Annotated in this window: 13 protein-coding genes; 4 read left to right on the top strand and 9 right to left on the bottom strand. The window is 56.9% G+C overall.

Annotation, left to right across the window (positions count from 1 at the left end; translation table 11 throughout):
- Positions 1-25: 25 nt before the first annotated feature.
- Positions 26-790 carry a 16S rRNA (guanine(1516)-N(2))-methyltransferase RsmJ gene (gene rsmJ, locus UTO39_RS21215; protein WP_320728033.1) on the bottom strand — a complete coding sequence of 255 codons (765 nt, stop codon included), beginning with the start codon at positions 788-790 and terminating at the stop codon, positions 26-28.
- Between the two features lie 7 nt (positions 791-797).
- On the bottom strand, positions 798-2,840 hold the full coding sequence (gene prlC / locus UTO39_RS21210) for an oligopeptidase A (protein ID WP_320728032.1): 2,043 nt from the start codon (positions 2,838-2,840) through the stop codon (positions 798-800).
- 177 nt (positions 2,841-3,017) lie between these two features.
- Between prlC and UTO39_RS21205 the strand changes: the two genes are divergently transcribed.
- Together UTO39_RS21205 and gorA are read left to right on the top strand one after the other, a co-directional pair.
- Complete coding sequence (locus UTO39_RS21205; protein ID WP_320728031.1) at positions 3,018-3,860, top strand: 23S rRNA (adenine(2030)-N(6))-methyltransferase RlmJ; 843 nt, start codon at positions 3,018-3,020, stop codon at positions 3,858-3,860.
- Between the two features lie 71 nt (positions 3,861-3,931).
- Entirely contained in the window at positions 3,932-5,284 is a 1,353-nt protein-coding gene (gene gorA / locus UTO39_RS21200) for a glutathione-disulfide reductase (RefSeq protein ID WP_061096808.1), read from the top strand.
- Positions 5,285-5,305: 21 nt separating this feature from the next.
- Here the strand turns inward: gorA and UTO39_RS21195 are convergent, their stop codons facing one another.
- Positions 5,306-6,088: an aminoglycoside adenylyltransferase family protein gene (locus UTO39_RS21195; RefSeq protein WP_320728030.1), complete on the bottom strand. Its 783-nt coding sequence runs from the start codon at positions 6,086-6,088 to the stop codon at positions 5,306-5,308.
- Positions 6,085-9,642, bottom strand: a complete 3,558-nt coding sequence (locus UTO39_RS21190) for a response regulator (RefSeq protein WP_320728029.1) — start codon at positions 9,640-9,642, stop codon at positions 6,085-6,087. The genes UTO39_RS21195 and UTO39_RS21190 overlap by 4 nt, the downstream gene beginning before the upstream one ends.
- A 271-nt stretch (positions 9,643-9,913) precedes the next feature.
- On the opposite strand from UTO39_RS21190, the gene UTO39_RS21185 reads away from it, so the two are divergent.
- Positions 9,914-10,264, top strand: a complete 351-nt coding sequence (locus tag UTO39_RS21185) for a Biofilm associated protein A (protein WP_320728028.1) — start codon at positions 9,914-9,916, stop codon at positions 10,262-10,264.
- Between the two features lie 5 nt (positions 10,265-10,269).
- Here the strand turns inward: UTO39_RS21185 and UTO39_RS21180 are convergent, their stop codons facing one another.
- On the bottom strand, positions 10,270-11,481 hold the full coding sequence (locus tag UTO39_RS21180) for a tetratricopeptide repeat protein (RefSeq protein WP_320728027.1): 1,212 nt from the start codon (positions 11,479-11,481) through the stop codon (positions 10,270-10,272).
- 407 nt (positions 11,482-11,888) lie between these two features.
- On the opposite strand from UTO39_RS21180, the gene UTO39_RS21175 reads away from it, so the two are divergent.
- Complete coding sequence (locus tag UTO39_RS21175) at positions 11,889-14,762, top strand: transporter substrate-binding domain-containing protein (RefSeq protein ID WP_320728026.1); 2,874 nt, start codon at positions 11,889-11,891, stop codon at positions 14,760-14,762.
- Positions 14,763-14,861: 99 nt separating this feature from the next.
- Here the strand turns inward: UTO39_RS21175 and UTO39_RS21170 are convergent, their stop codons facing one another.
- The 4 genes from UTO39_RS21170 to UTO39_RS21155 are packed head-to-tail and all read right to left on the bottom strand — an operon-like array spanning position 14,862 to position 20,556.
- Positions 14,862-15,548, bottom strand: a complete 687-nt coding sequence (locus tag UTO39_RS21170; protein WP_320728025.1) for a response regulator transcription factor — start codon at positions 15,546-15,548, stop codon at positions 14,862-14,864.
- A gap of 49 nt (positions 15,549-15,597) precedes the next feature.
- Positions 15,598-17,064, bottom strand: coding sequence for a TolC family protein (locus UTO39_RS21165; protein WP_320728024.1), 1,467 nt, complete (start codon positions 17,062-17,064; stop codon positions 15,598-15,600).
- A 1-nt stretch (position 17,065) separates the two neighbouring features.
- Positions 17,066-18,301: an HlyD family type I secretion periplasmic adaptor subunit gene (locus UTO39_RS21160; protein ID WP_320728023.1), complete on the bottom strand. Its 1,236-nt coding sequence runs from the start codon at positions 18,299-18,301 to the stop codon at positions 17,066-17,068.
- Positions 18,298-20,556: a type I secretion system permease/ATPase gene (locus tag UTO39_RS21155; RefSeq protein WP_320728022.1), complete on the bottom strand. Its 2,259-nt coding sequence runs from the start codon at positions 20,554-20,556 to the stop codon at positions 18,298-18,300. The genes UTO39_RS21160 and UTO39_RS21155 overlap by 4 nt, the downstream gene beginning before the upstream one ends.
- Between the last annotated feature and the right edge of the window lie 40 nt (positions 20,557-20,596).

Raw genomic sequence — 20,596 nt, 5'->3', positions numbered from 1 at the left:
GAGGGAACGATCGAGCCCCTCACCCCTATGGGGAGAGGGGTTGGGGTGAGGGGACATAAATATCAAACCGATGCCCTTTCGTGGTCACCGCGTTGGTCGTGGCAACGTCCGCCAGCGGCGGCGCGTAGTCCGGGCGCTTTACCACCACCCGCTTCGTTGCAAGCTGACGAGCCGGCTCCAGCAGGCCATCTGCGTCTAAATCCGGCCCCACCAGCGACTGAAACACCCGCATCTCTTTCTTCACCAGCGCGCTTTTCTGCTTATGCGGGAACATCGGGTCGAGATAGACCACCTGCGGGCGCGGGGTGATATCTGTCAGCGCCGTCAGGCTTGAAGCGTGGATAAGCTGCAAACGCTCCTGCAGCCACGGGCCAATTTCCGGGTCCGCGTAGCCTCGCGTTAGCCCGTCGTCGAGCAGCGCAGCCACCACCGGATTGCGCTCCAGCATCCGCACGTGACAGCCCACCGACGCCAGCACAAACGCATCGCGCCCCAGCCCCGCCGTGGCGTCCACCACGTCCGGGAGATAGCTCCCCTTAATGCCGACCGCTTTGGCCACCGCTTCGCCGCGACCGCCGCCGAACTTGCGCCGGTGCGCCATCGCGCCGCCAACGAAGTCGACAAAAATCCCGCCGAGCTTCGGTTCGTCGCGCTTGCGTAATTCGAGATGCGCTGTCGTCATCACCAGCGCCATCAGGTTCTCTTCATCGTGCTCCAGCCCCCAGCGGGCCGCCAGAACAGATAAGGCGCAGTCTCCGGCGCCCGTTTCATCCACTAAGCAGATCTTCACGTAACAATCAGCCTTTAATTCCGTAATGCTCAAGCATCGCATCCAGCTGCGGCTCGCGGCCGCGGAAGCGTTTGAACAGCACCATTGGCTCTTCAGAACCGCCGCGGGTCAGGATGTTGTCGAGGAACGACTGGCCGGTTTCACGGTTGAAAATCCCCTCCTCCTCGAAGCGAGAGAAGGCGTCTGCCGCCAGCACGTCGGCCCACAGGTAGCTGTAGTAGCCCGCCGCGTAGCCGCCCGCGAAGATGTGGCTGAACGCGTGCGGGAAGCGGCCCCAGGTTGGTCCTGGAATAACGGCAACCTGCTTTTTAATCTCGGCCAGGGTTTCGAGGATTTTCGCCCCCTGCGCCGGGCTGAACTCGGCGTGCAGGCGGAAGTCGAACAGGCCGAACTCCAGCTGACGCAGGATGAACATCGCCGCCTGGTAGTTCTTCGCCGCCAGCATTTTATCCAGCAGCTCTTTCGGCAGCGGTTCGCCGGTCTCGTAGTGGCCGGAGATAAACGCCAGCGCGTCCGGCTCCCAGCACCAGTTTTCCATAAACTGGCTCGGCAGCTCGACCGCATCCCACGGCACGCCGCTGATGCCGGCAACGCCTGCGGTTTCGATGCGGGTCAGCATGTGGTGTAGGCCGTGACCGAACTCGTGGAACAGGGTGATCACTTCATCGTGGGTAAACAGCGCAGGTTTGCCGTTCACCGGACGGTTGAAGTTACAGGTCAGGTAGGCGACCGGCTTCTGCAGGGAGCCGTCGGCTTTACGCATCTGGCCCACGCAGTCGTCCATCCACGCCCCGCCGCGCTTGTTCTCACGCGCGTAGAGATCGAGGTAGAAGCTGCCGCGCAGCTCGTTTTTCTCGTCATACAGTTCGAAGAAGCGCACGTCCGGGTGCCAGACGTCGATATCGGTACGCTCTTTGGCAGTGATGCCATAGATGCGTTTAACCACTTCGAACAGGCCGTTAACGGCTTTGTTTTCCGGGAAGTACGGGCGCAGCTGCTCGTCGCTGATGCTGTAGAGGTGCTGTTTCTGTTTTTCGCTGTAGTAAGCGATATCCCACGGCTGCAGCTCGTCCACGCCGAACTCCGCTTTCGCGAAGGCGCGCAGCTGGGCCAGCTCTTTTTCACCCTGCGGACGGGCGCGCTTCGCCAGATCGGTCAGGAAGTCGAGCACCTGCTGCGGGTTCTCGGCCATTTTGGTGGCGAGGGATTTATCCGCGTAGCTGTCGAAGCCCAGCAGCTGGGCCAGCTCGTGGCGCAGAGCGAGGATCTCCGCCATCACCGGGCTGTTGTCCCACTTACCGGCATTCGGCCCCTGATCGGAGGCGCGGGTGCTGTACGCGCGATACATCTCTTCGCGCAGGGCCTGGTTGTCGCAGTAGGTCATTACCGGCAGATAGCTCGGGATATCCAGCGTTAACAGGAAGCCTTCCTGCTCTTTCGCTTCGGCCTGGGCTTTTGCCGCCGCCAGCGCGCTTTCCGGCATACCCGCAAGCTCCGCTTCGTCGGTAATCAGCTTCGTCCAGCCCATGGTGGCGTCAAGGACGTTGTTGCTGTACTGGTTGCCCAGCTCGGACAGGCGCGCGGCGATTTCACCGTAGCGAACCTGCTTCTCTTTTGGCAGACCAATACCGGACAGCTCAAAGTCACGCAGCGCGTTATCGACCGATTTTTTCTGCGCCGTGTTCAGTTCGGCATAGTGGTCGCCGTCGCGCAGGTCGCGGTAGGCTTTGTACAGCCCTTCGTGCTGACCAACCCAGGTGCTGTATTCGGAGAGCAGCGGCAGGGTTTGTTCGTAAGCTTCGCGCAGTTCCGGGCTGTTTTTCACCGAATTCAGGTGGCTCACCGGGGAGAAAATGCGCCCCAGCACGTCGTCCACTTCGGCCAGCGGCTGACACAGATTTTCCCAGGTGTACGGCCCGCCCTGCGCGACCACGCTTTCTACCGCCGCGCGGCAGTTGTCCAGCGACTGGGTAACGGCTGGAACCACATGCTCAGGGAGGATTTTAGAAAACGGCGGCAACGAAAAAGGCGTCAGTAATGGATTGGTCATAAACGCTGTCCTGTTGAAATAGGTGAATGAAGCGCGCATCCGGCGCTGTGCATATTGTTCAGTAATGGGGTTAAGTGTAGAGGATTTCAATAGCCGCGCTTACCGGGCCTGCGGGTAATCTGTGCCGTTCTGCTGTAAACTGTGGCAAATCGTCAATTCAGCGGAATATCATTACCCATGCTCAGTTATCGCCACAGCTTCCACGCTGGCAACCATGCCGACGTCCTCAAACACACCGTTCAGAGCCTGATCATTGAATCGCTCAAGGAGAAAGAGAAGCCGTTTCTCTATCTGGACACCCATGCGGGCGCGGGCCGTTATCAGCTGAGCGGCGAGCATGCCGAGCGTACCGGCGAATACCTTGAGGGCATCGCCCGCATCTGGCAGCAGGACGACCTGCCCGCCGAGCTGGAGCCGTATATCGGCGTGGTGAATCACTTCAACCGCAACGGCCAGCTGCGCTACTACCCTGGCTCACCGCTGATTGCCCGCCAGCTGCTGCGCGAGCAGGACAGCATCCAGCTGACCGAGCTGCACCCGAGCGACTTCCCGCTGCTGCGTTCTGAGTTTCAGAAAGACAGCCGCGCCCGCGTCGACAAAGCCAACGGCTACCAGCAGCTGAAAGCAAAGCTGCCGCCGGTTTCCCGTCGCGGCCTGGTGCTGATCGACCCGCCGTACGAAATCAAAACCGACTATCAGGCGGTGGTGACCGGGATTCACGAAGGCTATAAACGCTTTGCCACCGGCACCTATGCCCTGTGGTACCCGGTAGTGCTGCGCGCGCAGATCAAGCGCATGATCAAAGACCTGGAGGCGACCGGCATTCGCAAAATCCTGCAAATTGAGCTGGCGGTACGCCCGGACAGCGACCAGCGCGGCATGACCGCCTCCGGCATGATTGTAATCAACCCGCCGTGGAAGCTCGAAGCGCAGATGAACAACGTGCTGCCGTGGCTGCACAAAACGCTGGTGCCAGCCGGAACGGGCCACGCCACCGTCAGCTGGATCGTGCCGGAGTAATCGCAGCCATCGGTGGAAACTATTGATTTCAAGTATACAATCGCGGCAATTCACGATTAAGGACAAGAGCTATGACTAAGCATTATGACTACATCGCAATCGGCGGCGGCAGCGGCGGCATCGCCTCCATCAACCGCGCGGCCATGTACGGCCAGAAGTGTGCGCTGATTGAAGCCAAAGCGCTGGGCGGCACCTGCGTGAACGTGGGTTGTGTACCGAAAAAGGTGATGTGGCACGCGGCGCAAATCCGTGAAGCGATCCATATGTACGGTCCGGACTACGGCTTTGACACCACGATCAACCATTTCGACTGGGACAAGCTGATCGCCAGCCGTACCGCCTACATCGATCGCATTCATACCTCGTACGATAACGTGCTGGGCAAAAATAACGTCGACGTGATCCACGGCTTCGCCCGCTTTGTGGACGCGAAAACGATCGAAGTGAACGGCGAGACGATCACCGCCGATCATATCCTGATCGCCACCGGCGGCCGTCCAAGCCACCCGAACATCCCGGGCGCGGAATACGGCATCGACTCCGACGGCTTCTTCGAGCTGCCTGCCCTGCCTGAGCGCGTTGCCGTGGTGGGCGCGGGCTATATCGCAGTAGAGCTGGCTGGCGTGATTAACGGCCTGGGGGCGGAAGCGCACCTGTTCGTGCGTAAACACGCGCCGCTGCGCAGCTTTGACCCGCTGATCGTCGATACGCTGGTTGAAGTGATGAACGCCGAAGGCCCGACCCTGCACACCAGCGCCGTGCCTAAAGCAGTGGTGAAAAACGCGGACGGCAGCCTGACGCTTGAGCTGGAAGATGGCCGCAGCCAGACCGTCGATTGCCTGATCTGGGCGATTGGCCGTGAACCGGCGAACGACAGCTTCAACCTGGCCGTAACCGGCGTGAAAACCGACGAAAAAGGCTACATCGTCGTCGATAAGTTCCAGAACACCAGCGTGCCGGGCATTTACGCCGTCGGTGATAACACCGGTGCGGTTGAACTGACTCCGGTCGCCGTTGCGGCGGGCCGTCGTCTCTCCGAGCGCCTGTTCAACAACAAGCCGGACGAGCATCTGGACTACAGCAATATCCCGACCGTGGTCTTTAGCCACCCGCCAATCGGCACCGTCGGCTTAACCGAGCCGCAGGCGCGCGAGCAGTACGGCGACGACCAGGTGAAAGTGTATAAATCCGCGTTTACCGCGATGTACACCGCCGTCACCTCCCATCGTCAGCCGTGCCGCATGAAGCTGGTCTGCGTGGGCCCGGAAGAGAAGATTGTGGGTATCCACGGCATCGGCTTCGGTATGGATGAGATCCTGCAGGGCTTCGCGGTGGCACTGAAGATGGGCGCGACCAAGAAAGACTTCGACAACACCGTGGCGATCCACCCAACGGCGGCGGAAGAGTTTGTGACCATGCGATAATCAGAGCGTTACCGGATGGCGCTATGCCATTTTTTCCTGTATCGCTTTTTTGACATCACGGACAAATGCCGCCACCTGCGGCATTTTTTCTGCCCAGTCCACGGTGAGCAACCCGAGATACTCTCCACGCGCCTCCTCCAGCAATTTCGCATGGGGGGCAGGCAGTTGCGGCAGCAGCCAGGCCGCGGCCTCGTCTTTAGCCGCGATCTTACCCGTCTCAACGCTATACCAGATTCGCGCCAGCGTCAGGAGGATGTGTCTTTCATCCCCCTTCAGGTCATCAGCCCTGTTCCACAGCGCCAGCGTCTGACGAAAAGTCTCCAGCAGATCGCTTTCTGGCACAGCCCCGAACAGCTCGCAGGCCGCTTGTCCCCGCAACGGGAGGCTGTTCTGACGCGCTTTGGTCAGTAAAATCGCCAGATCGGGGTCAGGCTGCGCCGGTTCGTATTCCCCCTTAATAATCTCGTCCCGTAACCACTCCCCAAACTGCATTTCCCGCACGGGCGGAAACTGCCATGGCACAATCTGCGACCAGACAACCACGGTCACTTCCAGCGCCCGGTAAATCTCCGACGTTCCGGGCCAGGCCGAAATCGCCAGCAGCTTCTGCATTAAGGCATGGCGTTGTTCATCCCGCAGCGCAGAACGCACCGTGACAAGCAGGTCGATATCGCTCAGCGGTTTCAGGCCGCCGTCCATCGCCGAACCGTATAAGTGAATCGCGATCAGCTCGCGCCCGAGGATGCTTTCGATAAGGGTGCAGGCGGTCTGGATCTGTTTTTGTGCGCAGGGGAGCACGTTCATCCTCCCTCTTCGTCTGAGGACAACTGCTGATTAAACCGGGTCATCTCTTCCAGCACGCGCTCGACAAGGATCTCAATCTCTTGCCAGGTTCGGTCGTCGTGACAGGCCGTTTCCAGTTCTTCACAGGCTTGCTGCAAAAATGTCATGTTCATCATTCTTGCTCCGCCGTTGATACGGTGCGCCATACGGCCCACCTTGTCGCGATTTTTCTGTGCCAGCCAGTTCGTCAGCTGGCTGGCATCCTGTCGGTTCACCTCAACCATTTCGGCCTGCAGCGCCCGCGTGGCATCACTCACAAGGTCAGGTTTTGTGCTGCCGACGGCAAAATAACGATCCAGCAGCGTCTGGAGTTTTTCCGCCGTCAGCGGTTTTTCCAGATATTCATTCATACCGGCAGCGATACAGCGCCCTGCCGTCTCTGCGCCGCTCATCGCCGTCAGGCCGAAGATCGGGACAGGCGGCTGGCCGTAAAGCTGTTCGGTATGACGGATCTGCTCAGCCAGCTCATAGCCGTCCATCTCCGGCATTGTACAGTCGGTAATAATCACATCGTAGCGGCCAGGATTTTGTTGCCACATCGACAGCGCCTCTGCCCCCTGTGTCGCCAGTGATACCCGGTGCCCCCAGGACTCCAGCCTCTGCTGTAGCGCACGGCGAGCAGGGGGATAATCGTCTACCCCAAGAATATGCAGGCTGCGCGCGTGTTCGACAGGCGGAGGAGTTAACGCTTTACTGGCGGCGGGAACCGCGCTGAAGTGAAGGCTCACGACGCAGCCTTCATGCGGTTCACTGTCTATACGCACCTGTGCACCCGCGGCATGCGCCATATACAGACAGGCCGGTAGACTGAACCCGGTGTCGGTCCACTCTGATTTCAGCGTCACGTGGTGCGCACGTTCGGCAATCTCTCCCAGCAAGCGTTCGTCAATGCCCTCACCCCGATCGCACACTTCGATGACCAGCGGGATGGCCGCGGCATTCGGCTCTTTGCTGCCCTCATACACCTCAACGTCAATCTCCTGGCCATTGGAATGCTTGATGGCGTTACGAAGCAGGCTGGAGAGAATGCGAATAATCAGCAGCGGATCGGTGGTGAAACGCTCGGTAGAAAGCTCGATCAGCACGTTCAGGGTGATCCCTTTCGCTTCAGCCTGCTGCCGGTAAAGCGCCACGGTGCTGTGGATTAACTGTAGCAGATGCGTGCTGCGCGTCGTTCCGTTCAGTTGTGGGTTATCGGCGCGGAAGACATCGAACATATCGCCGATAAGCGAAAGCAGGTTGAGAGAGGATTCCCAAATCAGATTCAGGTTTTCATTATGCTCATGCCGCGCGTCCAGCGCCTGAAGCTCCATCTCCAGCAGGCCGGTAATGACGCTGAGCGGGGTACGCACTTCATGCCCCATGCTCTGCATAAAGGCGTTTTTACTGCCTATCGCCTGCTCCAGATTGCTTTTGGTCTCAGATAGCTGAGCAATCAGCTGTTCTTTTTCAGTGACATCCAGCCAGCCGCCAATCAGGCCGCCGATATCACCCTGGCCGTCATGCCACGGCACAACCCAGCCCTGCAGGTAGCGCGTCTGGTTGTTTACCGTAAAGCTGTCAGCCCAGTTTTGCGGTTGCCCATCCTGCAACGCCTGCTGGTATTTGGCCTCCAGATTCGCCAGCACCGCCGGTTCAGCAATATCGAGCGCCGTCACCGGCTGTCCCTGAAGGGATTCGCCCGGCTGGCCGATGACGTCCGCCCAGGCCTGGTTGTAGCGCAGCAGATGGCCGTTGCGATCGCGAACGTAGAGCGCCACGGGCGAGGCGTCGATGAGCGCCTGGGTAAAACGTAACTGTTCGGCAAGTTGCTGCTGCAAATCATTTCCGCGGCGCAGCGCGGCGCGCAGATACTGTATCCACAGACAACACCCTGTCACCACCAGCAGAAGCAGCGCGCCCCATATCAGGGAATTGAGTAGCGAACTTTGCACCCAGGTTTCGCTATCGCTGATGGCCGATTGTCGCCAGTCGCCCGCCAGCTGCATCAACGCCTGCGGTTGCATATCCGCCAGCGCTTTATTGAGAATATTAATTGGCTGGCTGGTGTCGGTTTGCGCGGCAATAACGATATCAATAGGGGGAACAGGCACCGTTACTGCCAGATGAAAACGGGTAGGATGATGGCGCGTCACCAGGTAGTTGGCGATAAACTGCGGCGCAATCACTCCGCGCACCTCGCCTTTTTTCAAGCGCGCGAGCGCGTCATCCATGTGTGTCAACACCACCAGTTTGATCGTGGGGTACCAGGTTTCCAGCCAGGGACGCAGCGGATCGTCAGCCATGATCGCCAGCTTTTCCCCCTTCAACTGGGAAAAATCATTTGGTCGTTTGACGTCCTGATCCATCACCACCACGGCGGGCGTGGTGAGCAACGGCGAGGTCGTTGCCATCGCTGCTGCCGTTTTTTGCGACACGTCAGCCAACTGCCTGAGTACCAGCGCATCCGGATTGTCCCGCTTTAATCCGTTGAGTTCGGCGTCACTATCGGCAGTCAATATTGTGAAGTGGATGTCGTACTGCTCGCTAAACTGGTTGAGCAGATCAACCACCAGACCCGCGGGCGTTCCATCTTCCAGAAACGAGAGCGGGCGCTGTCGGCTGTCCAGGATCACCTGAATCTGACTGTGCTCACGCAGCCAGTTCTCTTCCTCCTGATCCAGCGCCAGGGGATTGGTGGTAATCACAAAGCTCCGGTTAAGCCCCCAGCTGGTGGTGATCCGCAAACGGCTGGCTAAGGGGATATGTTTGAATACCGTGTCGATAGCTTCCACCAGCTGCGGCTGCTGGCGATCCACACCAAAGCTCATGTTCAGATTGGGTAGCGCCGGGCTGTAGCGCCATCGCAGCCCCTGAGCCTGATGATACTGAGTGAGATATTCGGCGCTGGCCCGGTTGATCCACAGCGCGTCTATCTGCTTAAACGCCAGCGCGCTGACCGCCGAAGGATACCAGGACTGGAAACGGAGCGTGCTGCCGGGGTAGTAATGCCGCAACGCCGGGCTGGCGCTGGTATCAGACATGAGACCTAATATCTTTGGGCTCTCTTCAGACGCGTCATCGGCTCGCTCGTGGGTGGTCATCAAGACCGACTTATCCAGCAGCCATGGCGGTGTGGTCACCAGATCGGGGTTTGGCCACAGCTCCGGGTTCCACATCGCTACCATTTGGATTTCATGGCGGCGTAGCGCCTGGAAAGCATCACGGCTCTGGTTGTAATAGTGGATTTTGACGCTGATCTTAAGGCTATCTTCCAGCAGTGCGAGATAATCGGCCGCTATCCCATTGAAAAGCCCGTGCTCCATGCCTTCGCTAAGAGGAGGATGCGGCGGCCCCCAGACGCCCACATGAAGCGTCTGATTATTTTTCAGCCACTGGTGCACGTCACCGCTAAACTGGACATGCGGCGCATTGACCTGTACGCGACGTTGCAGGGTCAGCTCCTGAGCCTGAATCTGCCCGATACTGCAAAGCAGTATAAAAAGGCTAATTAAGCGGGCAGTAATAAAACGCATCGTTTGAGTCGTTCCCTGAAAAGTGAAGGCTTGAAATCAGCAGACTGGCGCAGCCTTAATTTTAGCAACCGCGCTTCGTTCTGCATTGTCTGGATAACCGCCATAATTTGCGGGAATTTTAGCAATAGGTGGGCGATTCGGAACTAAGGTCGGTCTTGTTTTTAAAAACAACCGCCAGCTGCCTGTTATGAGACTGGACTTATTGTTCCCGCCTCCGCAGAAAGGCAAAAATGCAGCAGATTTGCTATGCGTAAACAGGTTCTCCCAAAAAATGAATAACAATTTAACTGCCCACGGTGAAAATACTGCCGATGCCCATAAAGAGATGGCGACTGACGATCAATTACCTGCTCTGGTCGAGTTCACGCTCGGCGATATTTTCATCGAGGGTGAAGAGCGTCTTTTTAACGACGACGGCAGTCAGCAGTTACTGGTAAAAGGCACGCCCGGGCAGCAGGTCAATCTGTCCGATCTGCTCCCCGCGGGTGCGGAGCCTGGAGAATGGTTGAAAGCCAGAGGCTCCGTCACCGTGGAGGGTGTGCAATATGAGGTTTATCACCATTCGGGTATTGAGACGGATATATTGGTGCAGACAGGCATAGAGATTGCGCCCCAGACGTAATCAGACTACGTGATAACCTCAACCTGCACCTCGCCTGCGCGAAAGCCGTCGGCGAGGAAGAATGGGATGGGCAATCGCCATTGTCCTTCACGCACTGCCGCCATGTAGCGATAGCTCTCCCCTTCAATCCGTAATGCGACAACCTGCTCTTCACCGTCGGCTTTCTCGCTCGGCCCCGCCAGTACGGTAAATCCGGCGTTGCTGCCCACGTGGAAATGCTCCGCCTTCCAGCGAACAGGTGCATGCGCAGGCCAGGGATGGGCATGGTGAAACGCAAAGATCTCATCATGATTCAGAATGCTCTGCCGTGCCGTAGGCCAGATCGCCACCTTGAGGAAATATTGATCGGTGAAACGGGCGCTCCCCCGGTAGTTCGCCACAAACTGACGCATCATGCCCTCCACGTTCGGGATCGCGCCGCCACAGCCGCCCCACATCCCTGCCAGCAGCAGTTCGGTATGGGTGAAGTAGTCGCGCATATGGTGGAAATAAAACGGCGAGCGCAGCCAGTCTTCCACACAAACCTGTTCCCGTTCGGAGAGCAAAGAGTCAGCGTCACGCACTAAATAACGCTCGACCTGCGGGTCATCCAGCACCAGAAAACGCCACAGCGTCGGATAGATGTACTTTTCCTGGCTCATATCCACCAGCGCGGCGCCCGACTGCGCCAGCCGCTGCCAGACGTGCTGCGGCACGGAGTCATCCAGATACACGCGACAGCGCCAGGCCGGAAACAGCTCTGCGGCGGCCTCAACGTTTTTAATTAAGGTTTCGCAGTAGCGCGGCCGATCGCCATACAGACTGAACGCGATAATGTTTTTATCCGGGCAATCGGCCTGGAAAGGTGACGGTGGCGTCTGGGGCAGCGGCCAGACGGTTCCCTGACGAAAACGTTTGTCAGAGAGGGTCAAGGACTCAAGACCATACGCGCGCATTTCATCCGTTTTTCCCATATGCCCGCATAATTCCGCCATGCCATCGAGCCAGGTTTCTGACGCTTCATGACGGCGGGGTGACTGATAAATCTTGCGGTAAACCTTGTACGCCTTCTCATGTTTTCCCTCACGCATCAGGCTCAGGGCGTAATCGCTCTGTACCGACATATTGTGTGGCAATAAGGCCAGCGCTTTTTTGCAGCAGCGAGAAGCTGTTGCATAGTCCGCCGCGGCCATTGCATGACGGTACTGCTCCGCCAGCGCGGTAAATGTCTGACGCATTGCCTCTTGCTTTGCAGCAGATGAATGAGCATGAAGGGAACGGCGCATCGTCCAGTCTCAATAATCAAATAAACGTGCGGATTATTTTCCCATCAGCCTGTAAAGTAAGCGACAAGACCGGTCTTGATGTTCCCGGCAAGCAATGATGATGCAAGAATGAAGCTGCAAAAATCGGATGAAAATGCCTGCTTATATTAGTATTGAGAAGATGACGTAGAAATAATAACGTTCCTGGCCAGACATTGCGCTTTTCGTTATTAACAACTGCCAGAATAATAACCAAGCCGTGTCTTATAACATTATTTTTATTGTTTAATCAGAATATCACGTTCAGAAACTTATCCTCAGGAGCGTTATAAAGAGCTATGCGCCACTACCCTCGTCTTTTTTTGCTTCTGGCTGTATTTATGTTCGTGATATCTCCGGCACACAGCGAACAATATAAGATTCTGATGCGTACCCCCATTGAGGGCATGAATCGCTTGCCGCTTAACGGGGAGCAAGCCACGCTGCTGAAGCATATGCAAAATTTGACGGTGGGAATTACACGTTATGACATTCCCCCTTTCGGTATGCGCAACATACGTCATGAATTCGAGGGACTGAGCGCCGACTATCTCGGCCTGGTGTCCTGGCAGCTTAATCTGCCTGTGCAGGTCAAAATGTACGACTCGCAGGAAGAACTGTGGCAGGCGCTGGCGCGCGGTGATATCGATCTTATCCCCTCGGTCTCCGCCTTTGATGCCAACGACGCATTTGTCTTTTCAACGCCCTATGCCAGCGATAAACCGATTTTGGGGATTAACGATCGGGATACGCAGCCCCTCGCGGACGATCTTGCCAATACCGACGTCGCGATGGTCAGAGACTACCTGCCCCTGGCGCAGGTGAAAGCGGCCTATCCCAAAGCGCGCTTTCGCCTGTTTGACAGCTATCAGGAAGCGCTGAGCGCCGTTGCATTTGGGCATTCACGCGCCTATCTCGGTAATAGCTACTCGCTGAGCCGAAACTATTTAAACAATATTCATATCGAGCGCTTTTCCCGGCTTCCCAACCGTGAAGTGGGGTTCGCCCTGAGCCAGAATAATCCGCAGCTCAACCAGTTGATTAACGCAACCATCCGCGCGGTACCCGAAGAGGAAAAGCTGGATCTCTATCGACGCTGGCAGCCCGATCGGGTTGATATAGCGCAAGGAACCAAATCCCTGGACTTTACCGATCGGGAGAAAGCGTGGATCGCACGCCATCCTGTCGTGAACGTGCTTATCTACAGCCAGGACAATGCCGCGCCGGTCTCCTTTATCGATAACAAGGGCGTACTGCGCGGGGTGGTGGCAGATCTTTTTTCCGTGGTATCGCTGCGTACCGGATTGCGCTTTAGGTTTGAGACCGGCAATACCACCGATGATTTGATCGCGCAGGTCAGCCGCGGGCAGGCTGATATGCTCGCGTCAGTGACGCCGAGCGAGGTGCGCAAAGGTAAAATCCTCTTCACGCGGCCCTACTTACGCAGCGCGTTTGCCCTTGCGACATCGACCTCACGCAATGATATTAATACGCTGGCCGACCTGCGCGGCAAACGCCTGGCGCTGGTGAAAAACATCGGCGTGGAGCAACACGTGCGCGAACGTTATCCGGAGATCGAGATCGTTCATGTAGGTAATGAATCACAGCTGCTCTCCAGCATCACCAACGGTGATGCCGACGCCGCAGTTGGCATTCTGGTGATGACGGATTACCAGATCTACACCAACTTTCAGGATAAGCTGAAAGTGGTCTCGATCGTTGGCGAATCCCCCGCCTGGGTCTCCTTTGGCGTTGGCCTGGCCAGCCCGGAACTGCAGAGTATTCTGGATAAAGTCTTACTGAGCATCTCACCCATTGAGATGGAAAATCTGGCTAACCGCTGGCGGCCCAACGAGCTGGTGGTGGTCGACAGCTTCTGGTACCGCTATCGCGAAGTGCTGATTGCCACGGGCGTCTTTAGCGCCGTTCTGGTGCTGTTAGCGCTGGGATGGGCGCTCTATTTACGTCGGCAGATTGTGCGCAAAGCGGCGCTGCGCAGGCAGCTTAACGAGCAGCTCACCCAGCTGCGCGAGATGCTCACCGAGCGTGAGTCGTTGCTGGCGGAGCTGAGCGAGGCGAAAGATCGCGCCGAAGACTCTAACCGGGCAAAATCGGTGTTCCTGTCAACCATGAGCCATGAGATCCGCACCCCGATGAACGCCATCATCGGCATGCTGGACATCGTTCTGAAAAAAGGACGCCATGGTGAACACGATCTGCAGGCGCTGGAAGTGGCCTACGACTCGGCAGAAGGGCTGGTGGGGTTGATTGGCGATATTCTCGATATCTCTCGTATCGAGGGCGGGCATCTTGATTTCAACCCTGAGCCCGTACAGTTCGGAAAGCTCATCGACAACATGATGCGGGTGTTCCAGGGCGTGGCGGTTGAAAAGAATATCCAGCTCAATAAAGTCTTCCCGACTGAGGCGCTGCATGAGGTCTACGCCGACCCACTGCGTATTAAGCAAGTGCTCTCCAACCTGCTGAGCAACGCCATTAAGTTTACCGACCGCGGCAGCGTGACGCTGACCGTATCGCAACGCGAGGAGCCCGACACCGATAACATACAGTTTGTGATTGAGGTACAGGACAGCGGTGTCGGTATTGATGCCAGCCAGCAGGCCGCACTCTTCAAGCCTTTCAGCCAGGCGGACAATCGACGGGCGGGAACCGGACTGGGGTTATATATCAGCCGCACCATTTGCGAAAGCATGAATGGCACGCTTACGCTCACCAGCGAAAAGCATGTCGGTACCACCGTCAGGGCGACCTTCTCCCTGCCTAAAGTCACCCATGCCGTTACGCCCCGCGCCCAACCCGATGGAGAAGATGAAAAATTACCGGCGCTTAACGTGCTGGTGGTGGATGATAACCCCGCAAACCGTATCCTGTTAGCCAAACAGCTGGCATGGCTGGGGCAGCACGCCCATCTGGCTGCCGGTGGCGATGAGGCTCTCAAAATCTGGGCCGATACTGCCTTTGATGTGGTCATCACCGACTGCAATATGCCGGGCATCAACGGCTATCAGCTTACGGGCATGATGCGTAAGGCTGAACGTGAGCAGGGTCGGGAACCGACATGGATTATTGGTTTTACTGCTAATGCAATGCATGAGATTAAAGAGCGGTGCTTGCAGGCGGGAATGAACGATTGTCTGTTTAAGCCGTGCTCAATTGGCGATCTGGCGACGGCGCTGCGCAACAGGGAGCCTTAGGTTCTGACCGGCGGCGCTACGCTTGCACGGGCCTACAAAGAGGAGCAGGCCGGACAAGCGCAGCGCCATCCGGCCAGAAACGCGGCTTTCAGCGCAGAATCACAGCAGCTGGTCGTGCCAGAGGAACAGCTCCGGGTCTGTCTTAACGCCCAGCTTTTTCATCGCGGATTTTTTCTGGCCGCTAACCGTTTTGCGGCTCCGGCTGAACTTCTCTGAAATTTGCAGCACCGACATCCCGGAAAGGAAAAGGCGTAACACCTCCAGTTCCCGCGCAGAGAGTTGATCCAGACGGCCAATACCGTCGATGACATGCTGTTCATCTTCAACGTTACCGGGTGCAGACGGCTCGGAGATAAGATAAAACTCCTTCTCCATGCTTTCGGAGAGGCAGATATGCCCCGCCGCCACGCGGCGCACCGCCTCTACCACCTCCGAGGCGTCACGGCTTTTGCCGATATGCCCGCGCACACCGGCCTTCAGCGCCATACGAACAATGGCGGTATTTTCCAGCGTCGATGAGATCAAAATTTTCAGCCAGGGAAAATTGCTCATTAGCTGCTTAATCATCGGTAACCCGTCGATGTCTTCATCACCGAGTAAATAGTCGAGGATCAGCACATCTATACGGTTGGTACGTAAAAAATTAATCAGATCGATGCGGCTGGCAAAGCTGCCCTTCAGTTCGAAATCCGGCTCCTGGCTGAAAATAATCTCCAGCCCTTTGCGGACAATCGGATGATCGTCGAGTAAGGCGATATAAATTTTCTTTCCTGAATACTGATTCATCTGCGCTCTCTTTCTACGCCTGCTGTGTGGTTCATTATAAAAGGGCTAATTACTGCATTCTCAGCCACTGCAATAATGTTCCCGCACTGGCATAACTACGAAAAATTGCAGCGTAAGCGTCAAATCGGTTGGTGGCTTCTGCCACCTGGTTACCGTAATAATCACTTTCTGCACTCAGCACGTCCAGCAGGGTTCGTCTGCCAAGGTGGTACCATTGATCGAAGAAATCATGGCGAATGCGGTCGGATTCAAAGGCTAAGTCATGGTACAACTCAGCGCGTTCCAGCATGCTGCGGGCATCCTGATCCGCTGCGCGCACGCGGTTATCCAAATCGCGTAACTGTTTTTCAATGGTTTCTCTGCTGGCGTCCGCCCGACGCGCGGCAGAGAGTTCAGCGGCTCGCTGAGAACCGCCGCGGAAAATCGGCCAGCTCACGTTTACGCCCGTCTCCCAGGACTGTTCACGCCCCAGTTCGTCACGGCCGGTGCTTTTACCCACGTTCCAGGTCACCGTCGGGTACGATGCAGAGCGGGCAGCGTCCGCATCCGCCAGCGCCGACGCGGTTTCCGCCTTAGCCTGGCGAATCGTCGGATGGCTGTCGATGGCAGAGAGCTGCGTCGTCAACTCCCCCGGCTTAAGGTTCCAGACGGTCGCCGCAGGCAGAGGCACTTTTTTGTCCCCCAGCAGACGGTTAAGAGTGATTTCAGTATCACGTGCCCGAGAAACCGCCGTGTCCAGGGATGATTGCGCCTGAAGCAAGCGGCCCCGTGCTTGAGTCAGCTCGCTGCGGCGCCCCTGATCGACCTTCACGATCCCGTCCAGCATCTCAACCAGCTCACTCATCCGCGCCACATACTTTTGGCTCAGAGTGATGATCTGGCGCTGCTTGCTCAGTTCGACGAGTGCGCTACTCACCTGCCAGGCAATATCTTCGGCCTGGGCATTAACGTTATTTTTCGCCGCATCATGCAGCGCTTCACGGCTTTTGATCGTATTACTGGTACGGCCAAAATCGAGCAGTGTGGTTGCCATATTAACGCTGACGGCCGGACGACTGTCGCTGTAGCGACGTTCACCGCCACCAAACTGATAATTTTTGGACCGGGTGCTGACATCAATTTGCGGCCAGCGCTGACCTTTGGCTTCGTCAACGTTGGCTTCTGCCGCTTCTGTATTGTAGTTCGCGCCGCGCACTTCGGGGCTGATACTCAGCGCGGTATTTACTGCATCATTAAACAGAGCGCGGATCTCCCGTTCGCTGGGTGCCGGTGCCCTGGCCGTATTCTCACGTTTCGGCGTGGCGATGGCTTGTTTCGCCGGAGCCTGCTCCATTAACGGTGCAGCGGGCGCGGGCGGTGTGGAGGCCATCACCATGCCAGATTTTTCCACAGGGGCTGCGGGCGAAAAGGCTAATAAACCTTCATTATTTGCCGCAGTTTTAGCCGATGCCAGGCAAGCCGCGGCCGTCAGCATCGCCGCCAGGCGGTGCTGCATAAAAATAGAATAACTTTTCATATTAACGCTCGCGGAACGCTTCCTTCGCTTTGAAGATAGGTTTCAACAGGTAATCAAGAATGGTTTTTTCACCGGTGCGGATTTCAACCGTGGCAATCATGCCGGGAATGATAGGCAGGGATTTACCGCCTGCATTCAGCGTGCTGCTGTCGGTTAATACCATCACCCGGTAATAAGTGTCGTCGGGGCGACCTGCGGCGGCTTTGGCGTCATCCTTCAGCGTGTCCGGGCTGACCAGAGAAACGTGCCCTTTCAGGCCACCATAGATGCCAAAATCGTATGCGGTAATCTTCACCATTGCCGGTAAGCCGGCATGCAGGAAGGCAACGTCAGACGGTTTGATTTTCCCTTCTACCAGCAGCTGGTCTTCCAGCGGCACGATTTCCATAATGTGTTCGCCCGGCTGGATAACGCCGCCGATGGTGGTGACGCGTACGTTCTTCACCGTTCCTTTTACCAGCGCAGTGATGGTGGTCCGGCTCACGACGTCTGCACGCCCCGTCAGGCTCTCTTCAGCCTGCACCAGATCCAGCTCCTGACGAATCAGCTCGGCGTTGGCATCCGCCTGATAGCGGTTACGCCGCTCGACGATTTGCGATTGCAGTTCGTTCGCCTGACGACGCATACGCAGCAGCTCCACTTCCGAGAGAAGACCGCGCGCGGCCAGCGGCTCTGACATAGCAATTTCGCTCTGTGCCAGCCGATAGCTTTTCTCTAACGACGCCACACCCTCTTCCAGCGCCTGTTTACGGCTGTTGTAGGCGCGGGTTTCCAGGTCCACTTCGGAAGGATACTGTTTCACACGGTCGCTAAACGTCAGCGGCAGGCCGTAGGCTTCTGCACGCAGGCGGTTAACGGTCGCTTCTAGCGCCACCACTTTACGCAGCGTCTCCTGATAGCTGGATTGCGCGCGAGTGGGGTCGATTTTCAGCAGGACCTGCCCCGGCTCAACAATGTCCCCCTCGCGAACGTTCAGCTCTTCGAGAATTCCGCCTTCCAGACTCTGGATTATTTGCTCGCGGCTTTTCGAGACGATTTTCGCATCGCCTTTGGTGATCTCTTCTACTTTGGCGAAATGCGCCCAGGTTAAAAACCCGGCAAACACCGCCAGAATCAGCCATAGCACCAGACGCGACTTTGGCGTGGTCTGGGAGAACAGCGCCTCCTGAATATCACTCATCCAGGCGGCATCACGTGCGGATAATGCTTTGTTATTTTTACGTTTTATGAATTTCATGCGCTGGCCTCCACGGGCTGTTTTCCTGTAGCGGCTTTTGCAGGGGTACTGTCATTTGCTGGTGTACCGTTCAGTGCGGCCAGCACCTGCTGTTTAGGGCCATCGGCCACAATTTTGCCGTCATCAATAATCACCATGCGATCGACCAGCGCCAGCAGCGACGGGCGATGGGTCACCACCACCAGCGTGTGCCCGGCGGTCGCGATTTTCAGGTGCTGTAAGAAAAGAGCCTCCGTCTGGGAATCCATCGCGCTGGTCGGTTCGTCCAGCAGCAGCAGATTGGGTTTCGCCAGCAGCGTACGCGCCAGGGATACCAGCTGACGCTGACCACCTGACAAACTGTTGCCCTGCTCGCCCACTGGCATATGGATACCGCGCGGGTGACGCGCCGCAATCTGATCCAGCCCGGTCAAACGCAGAACCTGGAGAAATTCGTCAGAAGAGGCGTTCTGGCGGCCAATCATGATGTTTTCACGCAGCGTGCCGTAAAACAGACGCGCGTCCTGGCCTACAAAGCCCACGTTATTACGCCAGTCGGACGGCTCAATCTGGTTTACATCCAGACCGCTGCTGAATATTTGTCCTTTCACCGGAGTATAAAGACGCGCGATGATGCGCAGCAGGGTCGATTTACCGCTGCCGATTTTGCCCACAATCGCCACGCGCTCGCCTGGCTTGATCGTCAAATTGACGCCTTTGAGGATCTCCGGGTTCGGCTGCATCGGCGGTGCCGGGTAGGAGAAAGTCACGCCTTTAAGCTCAATATCGCCATTCAGCTCAGGCTGCTTGATGTAATCAATTTCGCTGCTGCGATCGGTCGGGTTTTCCATCAGCTTATTGAGCGAAGTCAGCGCAGCTTTGGCCTGCTGGAAACGCACGGCTAAGCCAATCACCTGGCTTAATGGTGCCGTTACGCGACCGGCCAGCATCACGGTACCGATCAGCGCGCCCTGCGTCAGGTTACCGGCGTCAATCAGGTATACGCCGGTGACAATCAGCATTACCGTCTGCAACTGTTGAAGGAAACTCACCGAGTTCATCGCCAGCGTAGAGTAATGTTTTGACGCCGCCGCGCTGGAAGATTGCATGGCGCTGAACTTTTGCCAGCGGCTCTGCATCCAGGATTCACCACCGACCGATTTCAGCGTTTCCATTCCTTCAATGGATTCAATCAATACGCCCTGCTTTAACGAGGCTTCCTGCAGGCTGGCTTTCATCACTTTCGCCAGCGGCCATTGAATAATCATGCTGACCAGCAGAATCATCGGCAGCATTAACAGCGGCACAATCGCCAGCGGGCCGCCAATAGCAAAAATAATGGCAATAAACAGCAGCACAAACGGCAGATCGGCGATGGCCGCAAGGGTGGCAGAAGAGACGAAGTCACGCACGGATTCAAATTCGCGCAGCTGGTTGGCAAACGAACCGGAAGAGGCTGGTTTATGCTCCATTTTGACCGCCAGCGACTGACGAAACAGAAGACTGCCGACAATCAGGTCCGCTTTTTTCCCGGCGGTATCGAGCAGGTGCGCACGCACGGTACGGGTGATGGCTTCAAAGACCATCGCCACCAGCACGCCAATCGCCAGCGACCAGAGCGTGGTAAACGCCTGGTTGGGAATAACGCGATCGTACACGTTCATGGTAAAGAACACGCTCGCCAGCGCAAGTACGTTCACCAGCACCGACGCCAGCGCCGCGCTGCGATAATAGCTGCGATAGCGCCACAGGGTGCTGAACAGCCAGTGGCCTTTCGGCTGCGGCGGCGCGATATCGCTAACCCGGCTGTCGATACGCGCAGTCGGTTTAGCCGCGATCGCGTAGCCAATATACAGCTCGTTGAGCGCTTCATGGTTCAGCTCAACGGGCTCGTCGCTCACATCCGGCACGATCAGGGAATAGAATAGATCCCATTTGTCTTCATCATTTTTACGACGCTCGCGCGCCAGCAGCACCATGCCACCTGCGCCTTTACGCAGCAAAATCATTGGGAAGATCTGCTCAGGCAGTTCCGCACTATTACGCTTGATGAGCCCCCCGGTTACACCGGCATTTTTGAGCGCATCAAGCGCTAAAGAGGGTGTAAGGAGTTGTTCGACAGGCAGGCCAGCAAGCAAAACGTCGTCGCTCTTACCGAGACCATAACGATCGCAGACCCAGGCAATACTTCTGAGCAGCGAGTCATCGTTTTGTCGGCCATCGCGAGCGGCAGCGTGCAGCTGTTCCTCCTGAATTTTAGCAGTTGAGGATTCCATATTACGCGTTTTCCTAGTTGATAAAGTTTATATAAATCAA

This window comes from Enterobacter sp. 118C5, assembly GCF_034107645.1.
In the GTDB taxonomy this organism is placed as follows: domain Bacteria; phylum Pseudomonadota; class Gammaproteobacteria; order Enterobacterales; family Enterobacteriaceae; genus Enterobacter; species Enterobacter nematophilus.
This window is presented reverse-complemented; position numbering and strand designations above follow the sequence as displayed.

What these genes read in the sequence shown, in the direction of transcription:
- prlC (WP_320728032.1), bottom strand. Translation starts at nt 2,840, where the DNA reads ATGACCAATCCATTACTGACGCCTTTTTCGTTGCCGCCGTTTTCTAAA.
- UTO39_RS21205 (WP_320728031.1), top strand. Translation starts at nt 3,018, where the DNA reads ATGCTCAGTTATCGCCACAGCTTCCACGCTGGCAACCATGCCGACGTC.
- gorA (WP_061096808.1), top strand. Translation starts at nt 3,932, where the DNA reads ATGACTAAGCATTATGACTACATCGCAATCGGCGGCGGCAGCGGCGGC.
- UTO39_RS21195 (WP_320728030.1), bottom strand. Translation starts at nt 6,088, where the DNA reads ATGAACGTGCTCCCCTGCGCACAAAAACAGATCCAGACCGCCTGCACC.
- UTO39_RS21190 (WP_320728029.1), bottom strand. Translation starts at nt 9,642, where the DNA reads ATGCGTTTTATTACTGCCCGCTTAATTAGCCTTTTTATACTGCTTTGC.
- UTO39_RS21185 (WP_320728028.1), top strand. Translation starts at nt 9,914, where the DNA reads ATGAATAACAATTTAACTGCCCACGGTGAAAATACTGCCGATGCCCAT.
- UTO39_RS21180 (WP_320728027.1), bottom strand. Translation starts at nt 11,481, where the DNA reads ATGCGTCAGACATTTACCGCGCTGGCGGAGCAGTACCGTCATGCAATG.
- UTO39_RS21175 (WP_320728026.1), top strand. Translation starts at nt 11,889, where the DNA reads ATGTTCGTGATATCTCCGGCACACAGCGAACAATATAAGATTCTGATG.
- UTO39_RS21170 (WP_320728025.1), bottom strand. Translation starts at nt 15,548, where the DNA reads ATGAATCAGTATTCAGGAAAGAAAATTTATATCGCCTTACTCGACGAT.
- UTO39_RS21165 (WP_320728024.1), bottom strand. Translation starts at nt 17,064, where the DNA reads ATGAAAAGTTATTCTATTTTTATGCAGCACCGCCTGGCGGCGATGCTG.
- UTO39_RS21160 (WP_320728023.1), bottom strand. Translation starts at nt 18,301, where the DNA reads ATGAAATTCATAAAACGTAAAAATAACAAAGCATTATCCGCACGTGAT.
- UTO39_RS21155 (WP_320728022.1), bottom strand. Translation starts at nt 20,556, where the DNA reads ATGGAATCCTCAACTGCTAAAATTCAGGAGGAACAGCTGCACGCTGCC.